At 68.1% G+C, this 19305-nt stretch carries 22 protein-coding genes; 10 read left to right on the top strand and 12 right to left on the bottom strand.

What is annotated here, in order from left to right; all coding sequences use genetic code 11:
• Nucleotides 1–3: 3 nt before the first annotated feature.
• Nucleotides 4–744, bottom strand: coding sequence for a 3-oxoacyl-ACP reductase family protein (locus OD750_RS19915; RefSeq protein WP_263540941.1), 741 nt, complete (start codon nucleotides 742–744; stop codon nucleotides 4–6).
• 186 nt (nucleotides 745–930) lie between these two features.
• Here OD750_RS19915 and OD750_RS19910 point away from each other — a divergent pair, with 186 nt between their 5' ends.
• Nucleotides 931–1521, top strand: a complete 591-nt coding sequence (locus OD750_RS19910; protein WP_263540942.1) for a TetR/AcrR family transcriptional regulator — start codon at nucleotides 931–933, stop codon at nucleotides 1519–1521.
• Between the two features lie 2 nt (nucleotides 1522–1523).
• On the opposite strand, the gene OD750_RS19905 is transcribed toward OD750_RS19910, so the two are convergent.
• Nucleotides 1524–2738 (bottom strand): M24 family metallopeptidase, encoded by a 1215-nt coding sequence (locus tag OD750_RS19905; protein WP_263540943.1) that lies wholly within the window; start codon nucleotides 2736–2738, stop codon nucleotides 1524–1526.
• A gap of 146 nt (nucleotides 2739–2884) precedes the next feature.
• On the opposite strand from OD750_RS19905, the gene OD750_RS19900 reads away from it, so the two are divergent.
• Complete coding sequence (locus tag OD750_RS19900) at nucleotides 2885–3448, top strand: helix-turn-helix domain-containing protein (RefSeq protein WP_263540944.1); 564 nt, start codon at nucleotides 2885–2887, stop codon at nucleotides 3446–3448.
• Between the two features lie 7 nt (nucleotides 3449–3455).
• Here OD750_RS19900 and OD750_RS19895 read toward each other — a convergent pair whose 3' ends face one another.
• The 4 genes from OD750_RS19895 to OD750_RS19880 form a co-directional block, all read right to left on the bottom strand.
• Entirely contained in the window at nucleotides 3456–3899 is a 444-nt protein-coding gene (locus OD750_RS19895) for a DUF3037 domain-containing protein (RefSeq protein ID WP_263540945.1), read from the bottom strand.
• On the bottom strand, nucleotides 3896–4630 hold the full coding sequence (locus tag OD750_RS19890) for a HipA family kinase (protein WP_336407571.1): 735 nt from the start codon (nucleotides 4628–4630) through the stop codon (nucleotides 3896–3898). Before OD750_RS19890 ends, OD750_RS19895 begins: the two co-directional genes overlap by 4 nt.
• Nucleotides 4631–4750: 120 nt before the next feature.
• Entirely contained in the window at nucleotides 4751–6820 is a 2070-nt protein-coding gene (locus tag OD750_RS19885) for an alkaline phosphatase (RefSeq protein ID WP_263540947.1), read from the bottom strand.
• Between the two features lie 18 nt (nucleotides 6821–6838).
• The gene (locus tag OD750_RS19880; RefSeq protein ID WP_263540948.1) at nucleotides 6839–7414 is read right to left on the bottom strand and encodes a hypothetical protein; all 576 of its coding nucleotides are present in this window, start codon (nucleotides 7412–7414) and stop codon (nucleotides 6839–6841) included.
• A gap of 179 nt (nucleotides 7415–7593) precedes the next feature.
• Between OD750_RS19880 and OD750_RS19875 the strand changes: the two genes are divergently transcribed.
• The 4 genes from OD750_RS19875 (at nucleotide 7594) to OD750_RS19860 (ending at nucleotide 9904) form a co-directional block, all read left to right on the top strand.
• Nucleotides 7594–8148 (top strand): GbsR/MarR family transcriptional regulator, encoded by a 555-nt coding sequence (locus tag OD750_RS19875; protein ID WP_263540949.1) that lies wholly within the window; start codon nucleotides 7594–7596, stop codon nucleotides 8146–8148.
• An 82-nt stretch (nucleotides 8149–8230) separates the two neighbouring features.
• A complete protein-coding gene (locus OD750_RS19870; protein WP_263540950.1) occupies nucleotides 8231–8587 on the top strand; it encodes a hypothetical protein in 357 nt (118 codons plus the stop codon).
• On the top strand, nucleotides 8584–9144 hold the full coding sequence (locus OD750_RS19865; protein ID WP_263540951.1) for a hypothetical protein: 561 nt from the start codon (nucleotides 8584–8586) through the stop codon (nucleotides 9142–9144). Before OD750_RS19870 ends, OD750_RS19865 begins: the two co-directional genes overlap by 4 nt.
• A gap of 61 nt (nucleotides 9145–9205) precedes the next feature.
• Nucleotides 9206–9904: a lysoplasmalogenase gene (locus OD750_RS19860; protein ID WP_263540952.1), complete on the top strand. Its 699-nt coding sequence runs from the start codon at nucleotides 9206–9208 to the stop codon at nucleotides 9902–9904.
• Between the two features lie 161 nt (nucleotides 9905–10065).
• On the opposite strand, the gene ypfJ is transcribed toward OD750_RS19860, so the two are convergent.
• On the bottom strand, nucleotides 10066–10938 hold the full coding sequence (gene ypfJ / locus OD750_RS19855) for a KPN_02809 family neutral zinc metallopeptidase (RefSeq protein WP_263540953.1): 873 nt from the start codon (nucleotides 10936–10938) through the stop codon (nucleotides 10066–10068).
• Nucleotides 10939–11149: 211 nt separating this feature from the next.
• Here ypfJ and ybaL point away from each other — a divergent pair, with 211 nt between their 5' ends.
• Entirely contained in the window at nucleotides 11150–12775 is a 1626-nt protein-coding gene (gene ybaL / locus OD750_RS19850; RefSeq protein ID WP_263540954.1) for a YbaL family putative K(+) efflux transporter, read from the top strand.
• Here ybaL and OD750_RS19845 read toward each other — a convergent pair.
• From OD750_RS19845 to OD750_RS19835, 3 genes are read right to left on the bottom strand one after another with little or no spacing between them, the layout of a single operon-like run.
• Nucleotides 12772–13575 (bottom strand): inositol monophosphatase family protein, encoded by an 804-nt coding sequence (locus OD750_RS19845; RefSeq protein ID WP_263540955.1) that lies wholly within the window; start codon nucleotides 13573–13575, stop codon nucleotides 12772–12774. The two genes, ybaL and OD750_RS19845, sit on opposite strands and share 4 nt — an antisense overlap.
• 10 nt (nucleotides 13576–13585) lie before the next feature.
• Nucleotides 13586–14350 carry an ABC transporter ATP-binding protein gene (locus tag OD750_RS19840; RefSeq protein ID WP_263540956.1) on the bottom strand — a complete coding sequence of 255 codons (765 nt, stop codon included), beginning with the start codon at nucleotides 14348–14350 and terminating at the stop codon, nucleotides 13586–13588.
• The gene (locus tag OD750_RS19835; protein ID WP_263540957.1) at nucleotides 14347–15492 is read right to left on the bottom strand and encodes a hypothetical protein; all 1146 of its coding nucleotides are present in this window, start codon (nucleotides 15490–15492) and stop codon (nucleotides 14347–14349) included. Before OD750_RS19835 ends, OD750_RS19840 begins: the two co-directional genes overlap by 4 nt.
• A gap of 63 nt (nucleotides 15493–15555) precedes the next feature.
• Here OD750_RS19835 and OD750_RS19830 point away from each other — a divergent pair, with 63 nt between their 5' ends.
• From OD750_RS19830 to OD750_RS19820, 3 genes are all read left to right on the top strand, one after another.
• Nucleotides 15556–16203, top strand: coding sequence for an HD domain-containing protein (locus OD750_RS19830; protein ID WP_263540958.1), 648 nt, complete (start codon nucleotides 15556–15558; stop codon nucleotides 16201–16203).
• A 336-nt stretch (nucleotides 16204–16539) separates the two neighbouring features.
• Nucleotides 16540–17274 carry a 2OG-Fe dioxygenase family protein gene (locus tag OD750_RS19825; protein WP_263540959.1) on the top strand — a complete coding sequence of 245 codons (735 nt, stop codon included), beginning with the start codon at nucleotides 16540–16542 and terminating at the stop codon, nucleotides 17272–17274.
• A gap of 59 nt (nucleotides 17275–17333) precedes the next feature.
• Nucleotides 17334–17981, top strand: coding sequence for a DUF2987 domain-containing protein (locus OD750_RS19820; protein WP_263540960.1), 648 nt, complete (start codon nucleotides 17334–17336; stop codon nucleotides 17979–17981).
• 16 nt (nucleotides 17982–17997) lie between these two features.
• Here OD750_RS19820 and OD750_RS19815 read toward each other — a convergent pair whose 3' ends face one another.
• Nucleotides 17998–18435: a hypothetical protein gene (locus OD750_RS19815; RefSeq protein WP_263540961.1), complete on the bottom strand. Its 438-nt coding sequence runs from the start codon at nucleotides 18433–18435 to the stop codon at nucleotides 17998–18000.
• A gap of 171 nt (nucleotides 18436–18606) precedes the next feature.
• Nucleotides 18607–19236 carry a glutathione S-transferase family protein gene (locus OD750_RS19810; protein WP_263540962.1) on the bottom strand — a complete coding sequence of 210 codons (630 nt, stop codon included), beginning with the start codon at nucleotides 19234–19236 and terminating at the stop codon, nucleotides 18607–18609.
• Nucleotides 19237–19305 lie beyond the last annotated feature (69 nt).

Here is a 19305-nt window from a genome sequence, read left to right as displayed (position 1 = left end):
GCTTTACGCGTTGGTGCCGCCGTCGGCCGTCAGCTCGGTGCCGGTGATGAAGCCCGCGGCGTCCGACGCGAGGAACGCGACGAGGTTGCCGATGTCGGCGGGCTTGCCGTAGCGGCCGAGCGCCGTGAACGAACGCATCGCGTCGGCGCTGTCGCCGTTGGCCGGATTCATGTCGGTGTCGATCGGGCCCGGCTGCACGACGTTCGCCGTGATGCCGCGCGCGCCGACGTCGCGGGCCAGACCTTTGTTGAACGACACGAGCGCCGACTTGCTCATCGAGTACAGCGTGATGTTCGGAAACGACACGCGCTGACCGAGGCACGAGCCGATCGTGACGATGCGGCCGCCGTCCGGGATGTGCTTGAGCGCCGCCTGGGTTGTGAAGAACACCGAGCGCACGTTGACCGACATCGTGTATTCGTAGTCTTCGAACGTGTAGTCGCCGAACGGCTTCATCACCGCGACGCCGGCGTTGTTGACCAGCACGTCGAGCCTGCCGAGCGCGGCGACCGCTTCGTCGACGGCGGCGGCCGAAGCCTTCGCATCGGTCGCGTCGGCCTTGATGGCGACGGCGCGCACACCCGCGGCCTTGAGTTCGGCGACGAGCGCCTGCGCCTTGTCGGGGCTCGCGTTGTAGGTGATCGCGACGTCGGCGCCTTGCGCGGCGAGGGCACGTGCGATGCCGGCGCCGATACCGCGGCTCGCGCCGGTCACGAGGGCGACTTTGCCTTTGAGGGAAGACATGGAGCGTTCCTTTTTGTAGTAGACGATACAGATATGCTGCGCGCGCCGCCGCGCCGGCGTCAATCTATTTTTGTATCGATCGATAAAGAATCCGACGAACGGTAGCGCCGTTGGCATCTTTCTGTATTGCGTGCTACAAAAACATCCGCATCTTGCGTTACGTATCAAAAGAGAAGGAGGCGGGCCATGGCCGAACGAGGCAGACCGCGCGGTTTCGACCGCGATGCCGCGCTCAGGCAGGCGATGGGCGTGTTCTGGGAAAAAGGCTACGACGGCGCGTCGATGACCGATCTCACCGGCGCGATGGGCATCAATTCGCCGAGCCTGTACGCGGCGTTCGGTTCGAAGGAGGCGCTGTTTCGCGAAGCGGCCGATCTGTACGGCGGCTGCGGCAACGTCTGGCGCGAGATCGAGCGCGCGCCGACCGCGCGCGAGGGCGTCGCGGCGCTGCTGCGCGGCAGCGCGCGCGGCCTGTCCAATCCCGATTCGCCGCGCGGCTGCATGATCGTGCTCGCGGGTATCGGCACCGCGACGCCGGGCGTCTGCGAAGACCTGCGCGCGCGGCGCGAGGCGTCGGTCGAGATGCTGCGCAACCGGCTCGCGCAGGCGAAACGCGACGGCGAGATCGGCACCGACGCCGACGTGCGCGCGATCGCGCAGTTCTACGCGACGGTGCAGCAGGGCATGTCGCTGCAGGCACGCGACGGCGCGAGCCGCCGCGCGCTGCAGCAGATCGCCGACTGCGCGATGGCCGCGTGGGAAACGCTGACGAAGTAACGCTACGCGTTGCCGAACGGGTCGTCGAACGAGTGCATCGGCTGCGTGAACCAGCGCGGGCCGTCGGCCGTCATGTAGAAATGGTCTTCGTGGCGAATGCCGAATTCGCCGGGTACGCAGATCATCGGTTCGTTCGAAAAACACATGCCGACGTCGAGCGGCGTCTGATCGCTGCCGACGAGATACGGCCATTCGTGGATGTCGAGCCCGATGCCGTGACCCGTGCGATGCGGCAGGCCGGGCAGCGCGTAGCCGGGACCGAAGCCGTTCGCTTCGAGACTCGCACGCGCGGCGACGTCGACCGATCCGCACGGCGCGCCGAGCTTCGCCGCGGCGAACGCGGCGGCCTGCGCGGCCTGTTCGCTGTTCCACACCGCGCGCTGCCTGTCGTTCGCCGTGCCGTAGACGTAGGTGCGCGTGATGTCGGACATGTAGCCGTGCACGAGGCAGCCGGTGTCGATCAGCACCATGTCGCCCTGCTTGAGCGTCTGCGGATCTTTCACGCCGTGCGGAAACGCGGTGGCCGGCCCGAACAGCACGATGCAGAAGTACGAACCGCTCGCGCCGACCTTGCGATGCGCCGCGGCGACGAACGCTTCGACTTCGGTCGTCGTGATGCCGTCGCGCAGGATGCTCGCGGCCGCCTTGTGCACGGCGAGCGTCATGTCGTTCGCGCACTGCATCAGCGCGATCTCGTTCGTCGATTTGCGCATGCGGCACGGCGCCGTCACGCAGGCAGCGTTGACGAACTCGCGCGCGGGCGCCAGCCGGCGAATGCCGTCGACGAGAAAGAACGGCGCGCTTTCGCACAGGCCCACACGCGCGTCGTCGGCGACGCCGAGCCGGCCGAGCAGGTCGAGGAACAGCCGGTACGGGCTTTCGTGTTCGTCCCAGGCGTGGATGTCGCCGGCGATGCCCATGAAGTCGCGGAAGCTGCCGATCTCGAACGCCGGCACGACGTAGTGCGGCTCGCCGTGCGCCGGGACGATCGCGCCGACCATGCGCTCGCTCGGGCGCCACTGCGTGCCGGTAAAGTAGCGCAGGTTCGTGCCGGCGTTGACGTAGATCGCCGCGAGACCCTGCTCGCGCATGCGCGCCTGCACCGCACCGATGCGCGCGCGATGTTCGGCTTCTTCGATCGGCCGCGCGTGCGCGGTCATGTTCGACAGTGCCGCGAGCGCGGCTTCCTGGGTGGTACCGCCGACACCGATCGTCATCGCAGGCTCCGTATACGCGGGGGAGTGATCGGCAAAACTTAAGTCCCACTAAAATTCCTGTCAACGATTTTTTAGTGTGACTAAAGTCCGGCGTCGGCCCGCGGCCCGTACAATCGGGGCCATACCCCCCATGGAATCTCGATGCGATGAGCTTTCAGCCGATCGGGCGGCGTCTGCGGCACTACCGGCGCGAAGCCGGCAAGACGCTGGCGCAGGTCGCGGGCGAAACCGGGTTGTCGGTCGGATTTCTGTCGCAGGCCGAGCGCGACCTCACCGGCATCTCGATTTCGTCGCTGACGAGCATCGCCCGCGCGCTGAACGTGCCGCTGCGCGCGCTGCTCGAACAGCCGCAGCAGGCGGAGCCGGATTCGCACCACGGCCGCCGCGAGGTATACGCGACGCGCGCGGCGGGGCAGACATACGAGCGCCTGTCGACGACGTTTCCGGGGCAGGTGATCAATGCGGTGAAGATGCGGTTGCCGGTCGGACACGCCTCGGAGCAGATCTCGCACGACGGCGACGAGTTCGTGTTCGTGCTCGCAGGCTTCGTGCGCTACAGCGTCGGCGGCAAGGACTATGACCTCGGGCCGCACGATTCCGTGCACTTCGACGCGCATCAGGTGCACGCGGTGACGAATACCGGCGAGACGGAAGCGGAGCTGTTGTCGATCGGCACGTTGCCGATTTTCGACGACACGCGGGGCGGGTAGCGCCTGGTCAGAGGGACGCGGCGTGCTGCGACATCGATGCGGCCGGCGCATGGGCAACCAGACGGATGTACAACTCGTCGAGTGTCGCCTTCGGATCGGCGCTCATGACCGCGCCGGCCGCACTGAAGCGCAGCAAGGATTCGCGCGGGCGGACGACTTCGGCAAAGAAGCGTGTGATCAGTGCGCTGCCTTGCGCCGGGTACAGCTCGGCGACGATTTTGCCGATGCGCGCAAGTTCCTTGTCGAGATCGGTCAGCGCGCTGCGCAGGATCTTCTCGTCAAGAGATTCGAAGAACGCGAGGACGCGATTCGTCGCAGGATGGGAAATCAGCTTCGAACCGAAGAAGCCTGTCGACGGACAGGCGAGCAGGACGCCGACGTTCGCGAACTCGCCGGTCTCCGGATAGGGAAGGAATCGAACGAACGAATACTGGCAGGCGACGTTCTTCACGTATCGAATCTCCAGAATTCCGCCGAATCGCACCGTCTCAGGATCGACATTACCGCGGTCCGGTCAAAATCAACCGCAATTGTGCGCTCCTCATCGGCGAACCACCATTCCGGCGGTGCTTCGTCGCACACTTGCTCCGCAATTTTCAGAGCCGTGCGTAGCCGCTGCGCCAACCCGTCTTGCAGGGATTCGTCGCCCCGCACTTGCGCCAGCGCGTCGGCGAAGACATGCGTGTCGTGGAATGTTTTCGCGTCGAAGTCGCGATCGAACGCAAGATTGTGGTCGATGACGACGAGCTGCTTTTCCGAACCGTTCCACAACAGATTCGGATTGCCGCTCTGCGTCTTCAGCGTGCGATCCTGGTTGCGCACCCACCAGTCGAAAACGGCGACATCGCGCTTGAGTGCGTCGTCCACCTCATCAAGATGCGATGCGGACAGTTCTTGCCACGAGTTCGCGACATGCGACGCGAAAGCGGGCAGCGGGCCGAGTTCATTGCCCTCGGCGTGAGCGAAAATCAGTTCGGGCGGCGCCCGGACCACCGCAAAGTCGGGAACCGGAAGGTCCAAGGCGCGAGCCATGTGCCCGGCGAGCCATTCGCACAACATGCTGCGCGGTCCCGCGCTACGGCCCTTCACGTAGTAATGACGGTCGTCTTCGCAACGACACAGGAAAGGCCGGGTCGCCCCCTGCTCGCTATCTGGACGATGGCCAACGGCTGACGCATGCAGGACGAGCCTGGACCGGGACGCCGTGACTATACCGGGCGTCGTCGCTTTTGGGATCGCCGCAAACGCAAACGGTGGCGCCGAAGCGCCGCCGTTCTTGTCCTTGCGCGATGGAGCCGGCGCTTACTGCACGCCGCCCACCGCGATCTGGCCGAGCTTGAAGAACACGTCGGTGTTGTCGATCACGCCGGTGAACGTCGACGCGCCGCGGCCGAACGCCGACAGCGGGATGTCGGTCGCCGTGTGCACCGCCTGGTCGCCCGGCACCTGGCCGGTGATCAGATAGCCGATGTCCCGGTTGCGCACGTTCGGGTTTTCCGGCGACTGCGCCGGCGAGAACGGCTGCTGCGTGTCCTTGGTCGGGAACGCGGTCGGCAGCCAGGTTTCGTAGCGGTCGGCGTTCGCGCCGTAGCCGATCAGCATGCGGCGGTCGATCACCGTCGTCACCGGGTAGCCGTCGGCGGCAATCGTATACTTGGGGAAACGTGCATTGTCATACGTGCCGACCGAGGCCGAGCCGCTGTTCGGCGTCGCCGTCAGCTGCGCCGCCGTGAGGTTCGACGCGCCGATGATCGCGGCGCCCGAGCACTCGTGGTCGGCGGTGATGATGACGATCGTGTCCGGATGCGTTTCGGCGAAGCGCTTGGCGACGCCGATCGCGCGGTCGAATTCCATCACTTCGAGCATCCAGCGGTCGCTGTCCATGAGGTGCGACTGCTTGTCGATCGACGCGGCTTCGATCATCGCGACGAAGCCGTTCGGATTCTTCGACAGCACCTGCAGCGCCTTGTCGGTCATCTCGTCGAGCATCGGCTGGTCGGGGAAGCCGTATGCGTCGACGACGGTGCGGTCGCCGCGGCGGCCGGCGATCTTGTCGTACGCGACGTTCATGTTCGAGTACGCGAACAGGCCGAGCAGCTTGTCCGGCGCGCCGCCGCCGGCGAACTGCGCCTGCAGCGCGGCGTTGTTCGGCGCGTAGGCGAAGCCGGCGCTCTGGAAGTCGCCGATCAGGTCGCGCTCGGGATCGAGCTTGCCCTTGGACACGCCCCAGCTCGCGACGACGTCGTCCGGCAGCACGTAGTCGTTCCGGCCCGAACGCTGCGAACCGTTCGCCGGCTGCGGGCTGGTGTTGCCGCCCGGGTTGGGCAGGAACCACTTGCGACCGCCGCCCATCAGCACGGTCAGGCCGGTCGCGCCGCGATCGTCGAAGAACTGGTCGACGATGCCGGTGCCGTTGCCGCGCGCGGAGGTGTGCACCGCGTTGGCGGCCGGCGTCGCGTCGAACACGTCGGCGGTCGTCACGATGCCGAGCGACTTGTTCTGCAGCATGCGCAGGTATTCGGAGAGATATTCGATGCGCGGGTTGTCGAACGCGTCCAGCGTATCGTCGGGGAACACGCCTTCCTGGTTGTTCGCGCCCTTGTTGCCGTTGACGTAGTTCGCCATGCCCGGCGCCGAGTCGGTGACGATCGAGTTGAGCGACGCCGTCATGACCATGCCGGTGACCGGGAACGTATCCATGTTCAGGCGGCCCTTCGCGCGGCCCTGCGTATAGCCCTTCGCCATGATGCGCGCGGCGGTGCGGTGCGAGGCGCCCATGCCGTCGCCGAGCATGATGATGATGTTCTTGGCCGTCGAGCCGCCGGTGGCGTTGATGCCGACGATTTCGAAGTTGCCGTTCGCCTGCACCGTGGTGCCGTCGTTCTGGCGCGCGACGACCGTGAACGTGTGCACGCCGGCCTTGTAGTTCGCGTACGCGCGCTGCGTCAGCACGAAGGTGTTGGACGGCAGGCCGGCGGCCAGCATGCAGCCGGCGGCGCCCTTGGTCTTGCCGGTCGCAGCGTCGATGCACGTGTCGGCCGGGCCGGTTTCGCTGATCGTGCTGGTGCGCGTGGCGCGCGGATCGAACACGACCTGGCCGTCGATCACGAACGGCACGAGCGCGGCCTGGCCGTCGACGAAGAAGTCGAAGCTCTGGATCGTCTTGCCGGCGTCGGGCTGCACCGTCGCCTGCAGGTCGAAGCGCTGGCCCGGCAGGAAGCGCGCGATGACCGGCGCGGCGGAGCCGCTGGAGAACAGTTCGCTCGGCGGGGTCAGGCGCGACACGGTCGCGGCGCCGGCCGGAACGGCGGCGAGGCCGAGCACGGACGCGACGCAGGCGGCGAGCGTGCGGGAAACGGTTACGGAACGCATGGCAACTCCTGTACTTGTTTAATGGGTGGACTGCGGTTCGACGGCGAGACTCGGGCCGGCCTTGGCGGCGCCCTGGGCGGATTTCGCGGGCGCGCGCGGCGTGCGCACGGCCTTCACCGCCTTCGGTTCGGCGACGATATGGATCGAACTGACGCGCCCGCTGACGGCGTCCTGGCGCGCGCCCAGTTCGAGTACGCCGACGACTTCGACGAGTCCCTTCGCCTTGGGCAGCGACCGCTTCGACGCCGAGCGCACGGCGACCGCGGTCGGCGGCACGTCGTCGGCAAGGCCCTCGTCCTCCTCGCCGACCATGAGCGGCAGCGGCGACAGCAGCAGCGTCGGCGCGCCGCCCTCCTGTTCGACGACGTAGCCGACGAGGCGCACGCGCTTGCCGTCGAGCGCGCGCGTCGCGTCGGTGACTTCAAGGCCCTTCGGGCCGACCGGCATCTTGAAGATGTCGGAGAATTTCAACGGTGCCGGCGCTTCGGCGCCGCGCTTGGGCGCGGGGGCGGCGACGGCCGCCGCGGCGGTCAGCAACGCGCATGCGATGCCGGCGAAAGCCGGCAGCCGGCGGGCGAGACGGGTCTTGATCATCATCGGTTCCGTGAAGGCTGGGTGCGCCCGCTCGCGCCGTCGCGTTGCGCGCGGCGATCGAACGATACGGCGTCGCAGCCTAGGCCCGGTTTGTGAAGGCCCGATGACGCGGGCCGCCGATACGTCGATCAGTTATTTCAGTCTTGACTGAAATAACTGGCCAGGCGTAGCATGAGCGCATGGAACTGAAACCGGTCGCCGAACGATTCGTGCTCCACTGGGGCGAGATGGGCTCGACCTGGGGCGTCAACCGCACGGTGGCCCAGGTGCACGCGCTGCTGTTCATCGCCGGCCGGCCGCTGCACGCCGAGGAAATCGCCGAAACGCTCGGCGTCGCGCGTTCCAACGTCAGCATGAGCCTGCGCGAGCTGCAGAACTGGAACCTGATCCGCGTGGTGCACCTGCTCGGCGACCGTCGCGACCACTTCGACGTGACGAGCGACGTGTGGAATCTGTTCCGCACCGTGGTGCGCGAGCGCAAGTCTCGCGAGTTCAATCCCACCGTGAACGTGCTGCGCGAATGCACGCAGAGCCCGGATTTTTCGCGCGAGGACGCCGGCGCGCAGGCGCGCATCAAGGAAACGCTCGCATTGATGGAAGTGCTGTCGACCTGGGCCGACGAAATGCTTGCGCTCAAGCCCGAAACGCTGATGAAGATCCTGAAACTCGGCGCGCGCATCCAGAACCTCGTCGCCAAGGCCAAGCGTACGCCGAAGGCCGACGGCGCCTCGTAGCGCCGCCCTTTTTTGACCGCTAATTTCTGTAAGTACTGAAATATCGGAAACAACAGCCAATAAAGCCAAAGAGGAGAGTTCCGTGCTTACCGCTGCGTTCTATCTGCTCTATCTCGGCATCAGCATCGGCGTGACCGTGTGGGTCGCGCGCACGTTGAGCCGCAACGGCCGCGTGTTCCTGGTCAACGGTTTCGGCGCGCAGGACATCGCCGATTCGGTCAACCACATGCTCGTGGTCGGCTTCTATCTCGTAAACATCGGCTACGTGACGCTCGCGCTCAAGAGCGGCGACCGGCCGCGCGATCTCGTCGAAGGCATCGAATTCCTCAGCGTCAAGATCGGCTTCGTGCTGGTCGTGCTCGGCGCGATGCACCTGTTCAACGTGTTCGTCATTGCGCGCTGGGGCCGCGTGATGAGCCATCGCGCGGGGCACGCATGAAACGCCTCTTCGCCGAAATACCCGACGCGGCGATTCGCGTCGCGGTGTGGATCGTCGTCATACCGGTCGCTACGGTCGCGGTCGCGCCCGAATGGCTCGACCTGCCCGGCGGCGAACTCGAAACGCTCGTCGTGCTGCTCGCGTATCTGGCGATCGGCATCGTGGCGACCTTGTGGAGCGCCGCGGCGCTGCGTCCGCACCTCGGCATCGTCGTCGAGGACGCGTTCGGCCGCCGCAGCGACCTCGCGTTCGCCGCGAGCAGCACGACCGCGACGACGTATGCCGTGTTCGGACTCGCGTTCGTCTGCTTCAACGTACCGGAACGCGATCTGTTCGACGTGCCGGCGCTGGCCACGCTCGGCGCGGGCGTCGGCCGCGCGCTGCTCGTGCTCGGCGCGATGTTTCTGTTCATCGCCGTGCGCAGCGTGATGCGGCGCAACCGCCGCGAAACGCAGCGCCGCGTCGTCGCCAACGCGCGTGCGGATGTCGGCAAGGGGCTGTCCGAGGCGCTGGCGGCATCGCCGCCGCGCTACGGCGGGACGCCGGCGACATGGTGATGCTTGATCGCGCAACGTCCACAATGCGATAACGCGCGGGCCTTCGATCGAGGAGCCGCGCTTGAACGCAACGACGACACCGTGGCGCCGGCTCGCGCCGATCGCGCTCTGCGCACTGCTCGCGATCGCCGGCGCCTACGGACTCGGCGCGCCGTGGCTGCATTACGCGTTCAAGCCGGCGACGACGCTCGCGCTCGCGTGGCTCGTCGCGGCGGCGGCTCCGCGCGAACCGACGTACCGGCTCGCGATCCTCGTCGGCTTGCTGCTGTCGGCGCTCGGCGACGTGTTCCTGATGCTGCCCGGCGACCGCTTCGTGTTCGGGCTCGCGAGTTTTCTGTGCGCGCACGCCGCGTATCTCGTCGCGCTCACGCGGCGCGCGCCGTTCTTCGCGCGGCGCTGGCCGTTCGCGGCGTACTTCGCGCTCGGCGCCGTGGTGCTCGGCGTGCTGTGGCCCGATCTGCCGGGCGGCCTGCATGCGCCGGTCGGCGTCTACGTCGTCGTGCTCGCGGCGATGGCGGCGCAGGCACTCATCCTGTGGCGCGTGCGGCCCGACGCGGCGACGGCGAGCGCGGCGCTCGGCGGCGCGTTCTTCGTGGCGTCGGACGCGACGCTCGCGATCGATCGCTTCGTCGCGCCGTTCGAGGCGGCGCGGGTCGTCGTGCTCGCGACGTACTGGATCGCGCAGGCGTTGATTGCGCTGTCGGTCGTCAACGCTCTAAGCCCTCTCCCCCAAGCCCGCTTGGGGGAGAGGGTTGGGTGAGGGCGACGCATCGCACTTCGTCGAGCTCGATGCGGACTTCGGCGTCGCCCCGTTGATGTACAAGGACGTACGAATGCCGCGGGTGCAGGATGCACAGGAGCGGCCACCCCGGCGCTCTCCCCGACTGCGTCGGGGGAGAGGGAGCCAGCGTTGCGACAAAATCAAAGTTGCTGCGTATTGAACGTATCGCACACGCGCAGATCGCCGCTCTGGAAGCCCGTGCGGAACCAGCGCACGCGCTGCTCGGAGCTGCCGTGCGTGAACGAGTCGGGCACGACGTAGCCGCGCGACTGCTTCTGCAGGCGGTCGTCGCCGATCGCCGTCGCGGCGCCGAGCGCCGATTCGATGTCGCCGGGTTCGAGCCACTGCAGCTGCTTCTGCGCCTGGTTCGCCCAGACGCCGGCCAGGCAGTCGGCCTGCAGCTCCTGCCGCACCGAAAGACCGTCGGCGCCTTCGTTCGGCACGCCGCGCGCGCGCAGCTGCGCGGTTTTCTGCATCACGCCCATGAGGTTCTGCACATGGTGGCCCACCTCGTGCGCGATGACGTAGGCGCGCGCGAATTCGCCGGTCGCGCGGAACTTCTGTTCCATTTCGTTGAAGAAGGTGAGGTCGAGATAGACGCGCTGGTCGCCCGGGCAGTAGAACGGACCGACCGCCGACGACGCCGCGCCGCACGCCGACTGTACGCCGTCCTGGAACAGCACGAGCTTCGGCGCCTGATAGCCGCCGGACTGTGCGAACGTGCGGTTCCACACATCTTCGGTGCTGCCGAGCACGGCGCGCACGAACTCGGTTTCGGGGCCCGAGGCCGCGGGGCGATCGGCCGAGCCGGTCGCCACCTCGCCGCCGCCGCCGCTGACGGCGGACAGGAACTGCAGGATTTCCGCCGGATTCTTGCCGAACAGCAGGCCCACGATCACGACGATGATGATGCCGCCGATGCCGAGTCCGCGACCGCCGCCGCCGAACCGGCGCGCGCCGCCGCCGCTGTCGGAAACCACGTTGTCGCTGCGACGACCTTTCTGCCAGAGCATTGCGTTCTCCCCGCGGGTTGTCCGGTCCCGTTCAGTGCGTGAAGTGTACTGCGCGGCTCCCGCAATCGCCCGTACGGCCGGCAACCGCGACGTTACGGGTTGTGACGACGTGCACGAGTTCTGCTTTGTGGAGAAATAAATTCCGTCGCAATGCCTTGAAATAGAAGCAGTTTGGGTGCATTAAAAGACGCCGACCCGCCGGAGACCTGCCATGCCGCACAGCACCCCGTTGATTGCGACACTCGTCGGCGCGTTCGTCGTTGCCTTCGTCTTCGGCGGTCTTGCGAACCGTCTGCGGCTGCCGCCGCTGGTCGGATACCTGCTGGCCGGCGTCGTCATCGGGCCGTGGACGCCGGGCTTCGTCGCCGACCAGCCGCTCGCGGCCGAACTCGCCGAAATCGGCGTGATCCTCCTGATGTTCGGCGTCGGCCTGCACTTTTCGCTCGGCGATCTCCTGGCCGTGCGCCGCATCGCGATACCCGGCGCCGTCGTGCAGATCGCCGCGGCGACGGCGATGGGGGCCGCACTGGCATGGTGGCTCGGCTGGGGATTAGGCGCCGGCATCGTGTTCGGTCTCGCGTTGTCGGTCGCGAGCACGGTGGTGCTGCTGCGCGCGCTCGAGGAGCGGCATCTGGTGGAATCGGAACGCGGTCGCGTCGCGGTCGGCTGGCTCGTGGTCGAGGATCTGGCGATGGTGCTCGCGCTCGTGCTGCTGCCGGCGCTGGCCGGCGTGCTCGGCGGCAAGCCGGACGCGAGCCACGGCGGCGGCGACAATCTGTGGCTGACGCTTACGATCACGCTCGCGAAAGTGGTCGCGTTCGTCGCGGTGATGCTCATTGTCGGCCGGCGCCTGATTCCGCGCCTGCTCGAACGCGTCGCCGGCACCGGGTCGCGCGAGCTGTTCACGCTCGCGGTGCTCGCGATCGCGCTCGGCGTCGCGTTCGGCGCGGCGGCGCTGTTCGGCGTGTCGTTCGCGCTCGGCGCGTTCTTCGCGGGCATGATGCTCAACGAATCGGAGTTCAGCCATCAGGCCGCGAGCGATTCGCTGCCGCTGCGCGACGCGTTCGCCGTGCTGTTCTTCGTGTCCGTCGGCATGCTGTTCGATCCCGCCATTCTCGTCCGCGAACCGCTCGCGGTGCTCGCGACGTTCCTCATCATCACGATCGGCAAGTCGATCGTCGCGTACCTCATCGTGCGCGCGTTCGGCCGCGAGCGCATGATGGCCGCGACGATCGCGGTCAGCCTCGCGCAGATCGGCGAGTTCTCGTTCATCCTGATCGGCCTGGGCCTCGATCTTTCGATCGTCCCGCCGATGGCGCGCGACCTCGTGCTCGCCGGCGCGCTGCTGTCGATCGTGGTCAACCCGCTCGCGTTTCTCTGGCTCGACCGTCTGCAGCGCGCCGCACCGCCGACCGATACGCATACGAGCGTGGCGCAGGGACACACGATCCTCGTCGGCTTCGGCCGCGTCGGCTCGCTCGCGGGGGCGGACCTGAAGCGTGCCGGCGACGATCTCGTCGTGGTCGAGACCGAGGCCGACATCGCCGAACGCGCGCGCGCGCTCGGCATCGACACGTTCGTCGGCAACGCGGTGAACGCGGAACTGCTCGAAGCCGCGGGCGTCGCGCGCGCGCGGCGCCTTCTCGTCGCGATTCCGAACTGCCTCGAGGCCGGCAACATCATCGAGCTGGCACGCGAGCGCAATCCCGGCATCGAAGTCGTGGCGCGCGCGCATTCGGACACCGAAATGCAGCATCTGGAACATTGCGGCGCGAACCGCACGATCATGGGCGAGCGCGAGATCGCGCGGCGCATGGTCGAGGGCGATGCGGTCTAGCCGTTCAAGATCGCAAGGATCTCGCGATGCAGCGCGGGATCGGACGACGTCAGCAGGCTGCCGCCCTCGAGAATGCCGTCGCGCCCGCCCGCGAGCGACGTCGCGACGCCGCCGGCTTCCTCGACGCACGGCACGAGCGCGGCGATGTCCCACGGCGCCATGATCGTGTCGATCGCCGCATGCAGGTTGCCGCGGCAGACGAGCGCATGCTGCTGGCAGTCGCCGCACAGGCGGAACTTGGCCGCGCCGCGTACGACCGGCGTCAGCGCGTAGCGCGCCTTGTCGGCGGGCGCGACGTCGCTGCCGTGCAGGCCGGACGCCGATACGACCGCCTCGGCCAGCGCACCGCGCGGCGTCACGCGCACGCGCAGCGGCGCGTCGTCGCCGGTCTTGAACCAGCAGCCGAGGCCGCGCGCCGCGTACGTCGTCTCGGCGAGCACCGGCATGTGCACCACGCCGATCACCGGCTCGCCGTCTTCGAGCAGCGCGATCAGCGTGCCGAACAGCGGCATGCCGAGCGAGAACCACGCGGTGCCGTCGAGCGGATCGATCACCCAGCGGTGCGACGCGCCGGCGTCGCCCGACGTGCCGAATTCCTCGCCGAGCACCGCGTGCTGCGGATAGCGGTCGGCGACGAGCGCGCGCATCGCGGCTTCCGCGCCGCGGTCGGCGTCGGTCACCTCGCTGCCGTCGGCCTTGCGCGAGACGCTCGCGCGGCGATAGCGCGGCAGGATCTGCGCGGCGCCGACGGCGGCGAGTTCGAGGGCGAAGTCCAGCAGTTCCCGGCGTTCCGCGGTCATCGTGCGTTCCTCACGTTTCGCGCGCCGCACCGTGCTCGGCGAGCGCTTCGACCATGACTTGTTCGAGCGACGAGTCCGGATCGTGCCGGATCGCGTCGAGCGTCGCCGTATCCCATTCGCGCACGAGCCGTCCTTCGATCAGCAGCGTGGCGCGCGTGATGAAGCGTTCGGCCACTTCGAGCGCGTGCGTGGCGAGCAGCACGGCCGTGCCGCGTTCGCGCGTCAGGCCCACGAGATGCATTTTGAGCGCGAACGCGCTCTGCGGATCGAGGCCGTTCATCGGTTCGTCGAGCACGAGCAGCGGCGGCTCGCCGACGAGGCCGAGGAGGATGCCGAGCTTCTGCCGCGTGCCGAGCGAATAGCTTTGCACTTCGCGGTCGAGCCAGGTGTCGAACGCGAGCGAACGCGCGAGCGCGAGGCTCGACTCGGGCAGCGCCGGCAGGCCGCGCACGCCGGCGAACAATTCCAGGCACTGGCGGCCGGTCAGGAGCGGCGGCAGCAGCACGGGATCGACCGCGAAGCCGAGGGCCGCCTTCGCCGCGAGCGGATCGGCGGCCATGTCCGTGCCGGCGATGCGCACGCTGCCGCCCTGCGGCGCGAGGATGCCGGCGAGGCATTTGAGCAGCGTCGTCTTGCCCGATCCGTTCGGCCCGATCAGCGCGACGAATTCGCCGGCGCCGATCGCGAGTTCGACGCCGTTGAGCACCGGGTGTTCGCCGTAGGCATGCGTCAGTTTGGACAATTCCAGAACGGGGCTGGTGGGAGCGGGACTCATCGGGTTTTCCGGGCGACGGCATAGTGGCGTGCGATCAGCGCGACCGCGACGAAGGGAACGAGAAACCAGAGCTGGTACGCGGCGGCGGCGAGCGCGGCGCCTTCGGCGCTCGTGCGGATGCGCGCCGTGAGCGGCCGATGCCGGTAGCGCCACGTCAGCGTCAGCGCGAGCGCGGTGCCGAGCGCCAGCACGAGCGCGTAGACGACGGCGACGACGACGCTCGCGCCCTGCAGCACGAGGCCCGCGCTGCCGATCAGCGCGACCGCGACCCACGCGACGAACGGATAGCGCGCGCTCGCGGCCGCGAACGCCGGAAACGGCAGCGGCGACGCGGCGAACAGCTGCGTCGCGCGCACGATCGCATCCTCGCTCGCGCGCAGCACGACGCCGTACCAGATCAGCGACGTGCCGAGCAGCAACAGGCCCAGCAGCGACCAGAACGCGCTGTTCATCGGAATCAGGAGGCCGAACGCGACGAGCTGCCACAGGCGTCCGCCGAGGCGCCAGCGGTTCAGCGCTTCGCGCCGCTGCCACTCGGGGAAGTGATGCAGGCGCGCGTCGTCGAGGCCGGGCAGCGCGAACAGCGGCTTGGTCGTGCCGTGCCGCGTGTTGCGCGTGCGCGGCTGCGCCTCGCGCCGGCGCGCGACGAGATAGCCGAGCGCCGCGCCGATCCACAGCGCGATCGAGAAGATCGCGACGGCAGGATAGAACCAATGCTCCCACCGGTCGGAGATCGCGACGATGCCGAGCAGCACCGCGAGGAGGCCCGCGTTGCCGAGCAGCGTCTGGCCGAGCGCGAACAGGAACACGGTGCGCCGCGTCGCGGCGACCGGCACCGGCGTCGCGCCCCACCGGCCGTGGCGCAGTTCGCTCGCGAGGCTCGCGGTCGTGCCGTGCGACATCGCGAACCCGAACGCGGCGAACAGCACGCCGGTCGCGAGCGGCTGCTCGACGAGAAAATGCAGTACGAGGCCGATGCGGTCGCCGTCGATGCGGCTGGCGCCCCAGGCGGCGAGTGCGAGCGCCGCCGCCCAGGCGAGGGTCTGAAACAGCGTCTCGCCCGGGCGTGACAGCGCGAGGCGCCAGCGGTTGCGCGCGACGAGCCCGAATTCGTCGAGGCGCGGATGGAAGCGTTCGTTCATCGGTCGAGTGTGTGTGTCGCGCGCGGCGCCCGCATGGGCCGGGAGTTGGGTTAGTGTTGCGCAATGACGATCATTTCGACCTCGGCGCCGTTTCACCTGCCGCCCGGCCTCGTCGACGCGCTCGCCGCCGCGTACGCGCAACCGCCGCGGGCCTACCACAATATCGAACACGTGCACGAAGTGCTCGCGCACTACGCCGACGTCGCGGCCGGACCGGGCTGGTCGCACCCGCGCGAAGTGTTTCTCGCGGTGCTGTACCACGATGCGATCTACGAAGCGGGCAAGCGCGACAACGAGGCGCGCAGCGCGCAGCTTGCGCGGGACGAGATCGCGCGGCATCTGCCCGACGCCGGCATCGACGCGGCGCGCGTCGCCGAACTGATCGAACTGACCGCGCGGCACGGCCGGATGAAGGCGGGCGAGGTCGACGCGGACGCGGCGCTGTTCCTCGACTGCGACATGGCGATACTCGCCGCGGAGCCCGCGCGCTTCGACGCGTACGACCGGCAGATCGCGCAGGAGTATCGCGGCACGATGCCGGCTTGGCTGTTCCGGCACTATCGCCGCCGATTTCTCAAGGGCCTTGCCGGCGCGCCGCGCATTTATCTTTCGGAATTTTTCCACACGCGCTGCGACGCCGCGGCACGGGCGAATCTCGCGCGCGTGCTCAAGGCCCCGCGCTCGACGCTCGCGGCGAGCGCGGGGCGATAGCTTCTGTTCGTCGATACTCGGATCGAAGCTCGAGGCGATCCTTCGCGGCCCCCCATCCCATCCTTCTCCCCCAACGCGGTTGGGGGAGAAGGAGCCGAGGATTCCCGCGTTGCGCGGCTTTAGCCCTCTCCTCCAAGCTCGCTTGGGGGAGAGGGTTGGGAGAGGGGGCGACGCAAAGGTCTTCGTTGTCGCAACTGTCGCGCCGACAGCCGTCGGATAGTTCTGGAGCCAATGCCGAAACCACCCGCAGAGCCAATGTGCAAGCGGGTTTCAACCGCGTTATAACAATGCGCCATGGCGTGACGCCGGACGGTTCCGGCCTGCTATTTTTGCGCGATGAAGGTCACCGAAGACACCGTTGGAGCGTTCGTCGACGTGCTGCGGCAAGACGGTTTCGCATTCGTGCCCGGCGACGCGATGCGCGATGCGTTCGCGCAGGCCGGCTCGCTCGCCGACTGGGACGCGTTCGCCGCGAGCTGGAACGATCTCGCGCTCGACACGCACATGGCCGACCACGGCCGCTATCGCCGCCGCCGCCACGCCGTGTACCGCGCGGGCGCCGACGGCGCGATCGAGCGGCAGACGCATCAGCCGCACTACCAGAGCCTCGACTACAACCGTCTGAACGGCGGCGTCGCGCGCTGGTTCGAGCCGATCGTCGCCGACGGCGCGAGCCTCGCGACGATCCTCGCGTACTGCCGCGGGCTGTTCGGCGCGCTCGCGCCCGACGTCGCGCGCTGGCATGTCGAAGCGCATCAGTTTCGCATCGAAGCGCGGCAAGGCGAAGCGGGCCTGCCGACGCCAGAAGGCGTGCACCGCGACGGCGTCGACTACGTGCTCGTGCTGCTCGTCGCGCGGCGCAACATCGCGAGCGGCACCACGACGATCCATCGGCCGGACGGCGAGCCGCTCGGCAGGTTCACGCTGACGCACGCGTTCGACGCCGCGCTCGTCGACGACGCGCGCGTGCATCACGGCGTCACGCCGGTCGAACCCGTCGACGCATCGCAGCCGGCATACCGCGACGTGCTCGTCGTGACGTTCAAGGCGACGGGCGAGGCGCACGCGTAAGCAGGGCTTCAGCGTCGCGACCGTAAGGTACGGCGCACTTCCTTCGCGAGTCCCGACCGATGCGCCGTCTGTTGCCGTGTCTGTTCCTGCTGCTCGCCGCGGGCCATGCGTCGGCGGCGAGCCGTTATCTCGATTTGCACAAATACATCGCGCCGCTGACGCAGCTCGACGGCTTGCGGTACGTGTTCGCCGACCTGCGCATCCAGAGCGCGAATCCGGCGGTCAAGCCCGACGCGATCGCGCTGACGATCCGCGCGAGCGACGGCGACATCGCGGTGCCGGTCGGCGCCGACGGCCGCTTTTCGCTGCCGGTCGAACGCAGGCTCGTCGAGGAAAATCCCGAAGTCGCGACGAATCAGCCGGCCGATTCGCTGCAGCTCAACGTCTCGCTCGACGTGCGCGCGGAACCGGCGCAGGCGTTCGACTACGCGCTGCTGGCCGACATGGCCGCCGAATACGATCGCGTGGTGGCGAACCAGAAACTGACGTGGCGGTTGTTCGCGCCGAGCGCGAAGGGTCTCGCGATCCGTTTTCCGAAGGGCACCGACGCGACGGCCACCGTCATGCTCGCGAACGGCCCGGTGAAGTACGCGGCGGACGAGCGCGGCGAACTCAATCTGCCCGACAAGTCGGACTGGCGCCGGCAGAACCCGCGCGTCGAACTGTCGGCGATGCCGGAAAAGATCGCGCTGAATCTCGGCAAGTAGAACCCGAGTCGGACCGCTACGCCGCTTCGTGCACGCGGATCATCGCGCCGAGCGCGCGTTCGACCGCGACGAACTGCTGGTAGTGCGCCTTCAGCGCGTCTTTGAGCTTCGGCGAGGCGTCGCCGTCGTAGACGTCTTCCATGAGGTGGATCAGCCGCACTTCGCGTTCGTGCAGCGCCTCGGCGTGCGCGTCCGGGTGGTTCGGATCGAACTGGTCGCGCAGCGCGGTATAGCCGCGCACCGAATCGAGCGGCGAATCGGTGATGCCTGGCGAGGTGTGAAACAACAGGCGCGTCGCGACGAGATCTTCGAGCAGTTCGCGTCGCGCGCGCACCGCGCGGGCGAACACGCGTGCCGTTTCCAGATCGCGAACCTCGTCGCGCGCGAACACGAAATAGTCGCGGCTTTCGCGCAGCAGGCGCACGAGCAGGCGGGATTCGTCGAGCGTGCTCATCCGATACTCCTCCGCTGGAACTTTTCGCTAACGGCGATAGTGCATGCCGAAACGGAATAAATCGTGAAGTTCCTTGTGCGATCCGCTGCACCGGGCGGATCGTTGCACCGACCCTGTCAGTTTCTACAGGGTCGGTGCGCTGCCGCGAACGCGACGGTCACGCGCGGCGGATTACGCCCACTCGGTCAGGCCCTCGAGTTCGTACAGGCGCCGCCACGACGGACGCTGCTTCATGCGCGCGGCGAACGCGGCGAGATGCGTCCAGGTCGTCGCGGGCTTGGGCATGTTGCGCGACCAGCGCATCAGCATCAATGTATAGAAATCGAGCGCGCTGACCGCGTCGCCGAGCATGTACGGCCGGCCGTCGGAGAGCCGTGCCTCGACGCGATCCCACGTCTTTTCGATCTTCGCGCGCGCGCCGGCCTTGATGGCGTCGTGGTCGACGTCGCCGAGATCGGACGGATAGAACCACAGGCGGTACGCCGGCTGCAGCGAATGCGCGAGGATCAGCATCCACTCGAGATAGTCGTCGCGCGCGGCGTCGCCGGGCGCCGGCGCGAAGCCGCCTTCGGGGTGGCGTTCGGCGAGCAGCATGACCAGCGCCGACGATTCGGTGCGCGGCTTGCCGTCGATCACGAGCGTGGGCACGACGCCGTTCGGGTTGAGCGCGAGGTACTCGGGCTTGCGCTGGTCGCCGGCCTTGATGTCGAGCAGGTGCATCTCGTACGGCGCACCCAGTTCGATCAGAAGCTGGTGGACCATCATGCCGGCGGTGCCGGGCGACGTGTAGAGCGTGTACATGCGGCGGTTCCTCGCGGCGGGAAACGCCAAGCATACGGCGAGCCCGGCCCCGGGTTGTAGCGAAAGTCA

The sequence above is a fragment of the Tahibacter soli genome (assembly GCF_025717065.2).
Classification (GTDB): Bacteria; Pseudomonadota; Gammaproteobacteria; order Xanthomonadales; family Rhodanobacteraceae; genus Tahibacter; species Tahibacter soli.
This window is presented reverse-complemented; position numbering and strand designations above follow the sequence as displayed.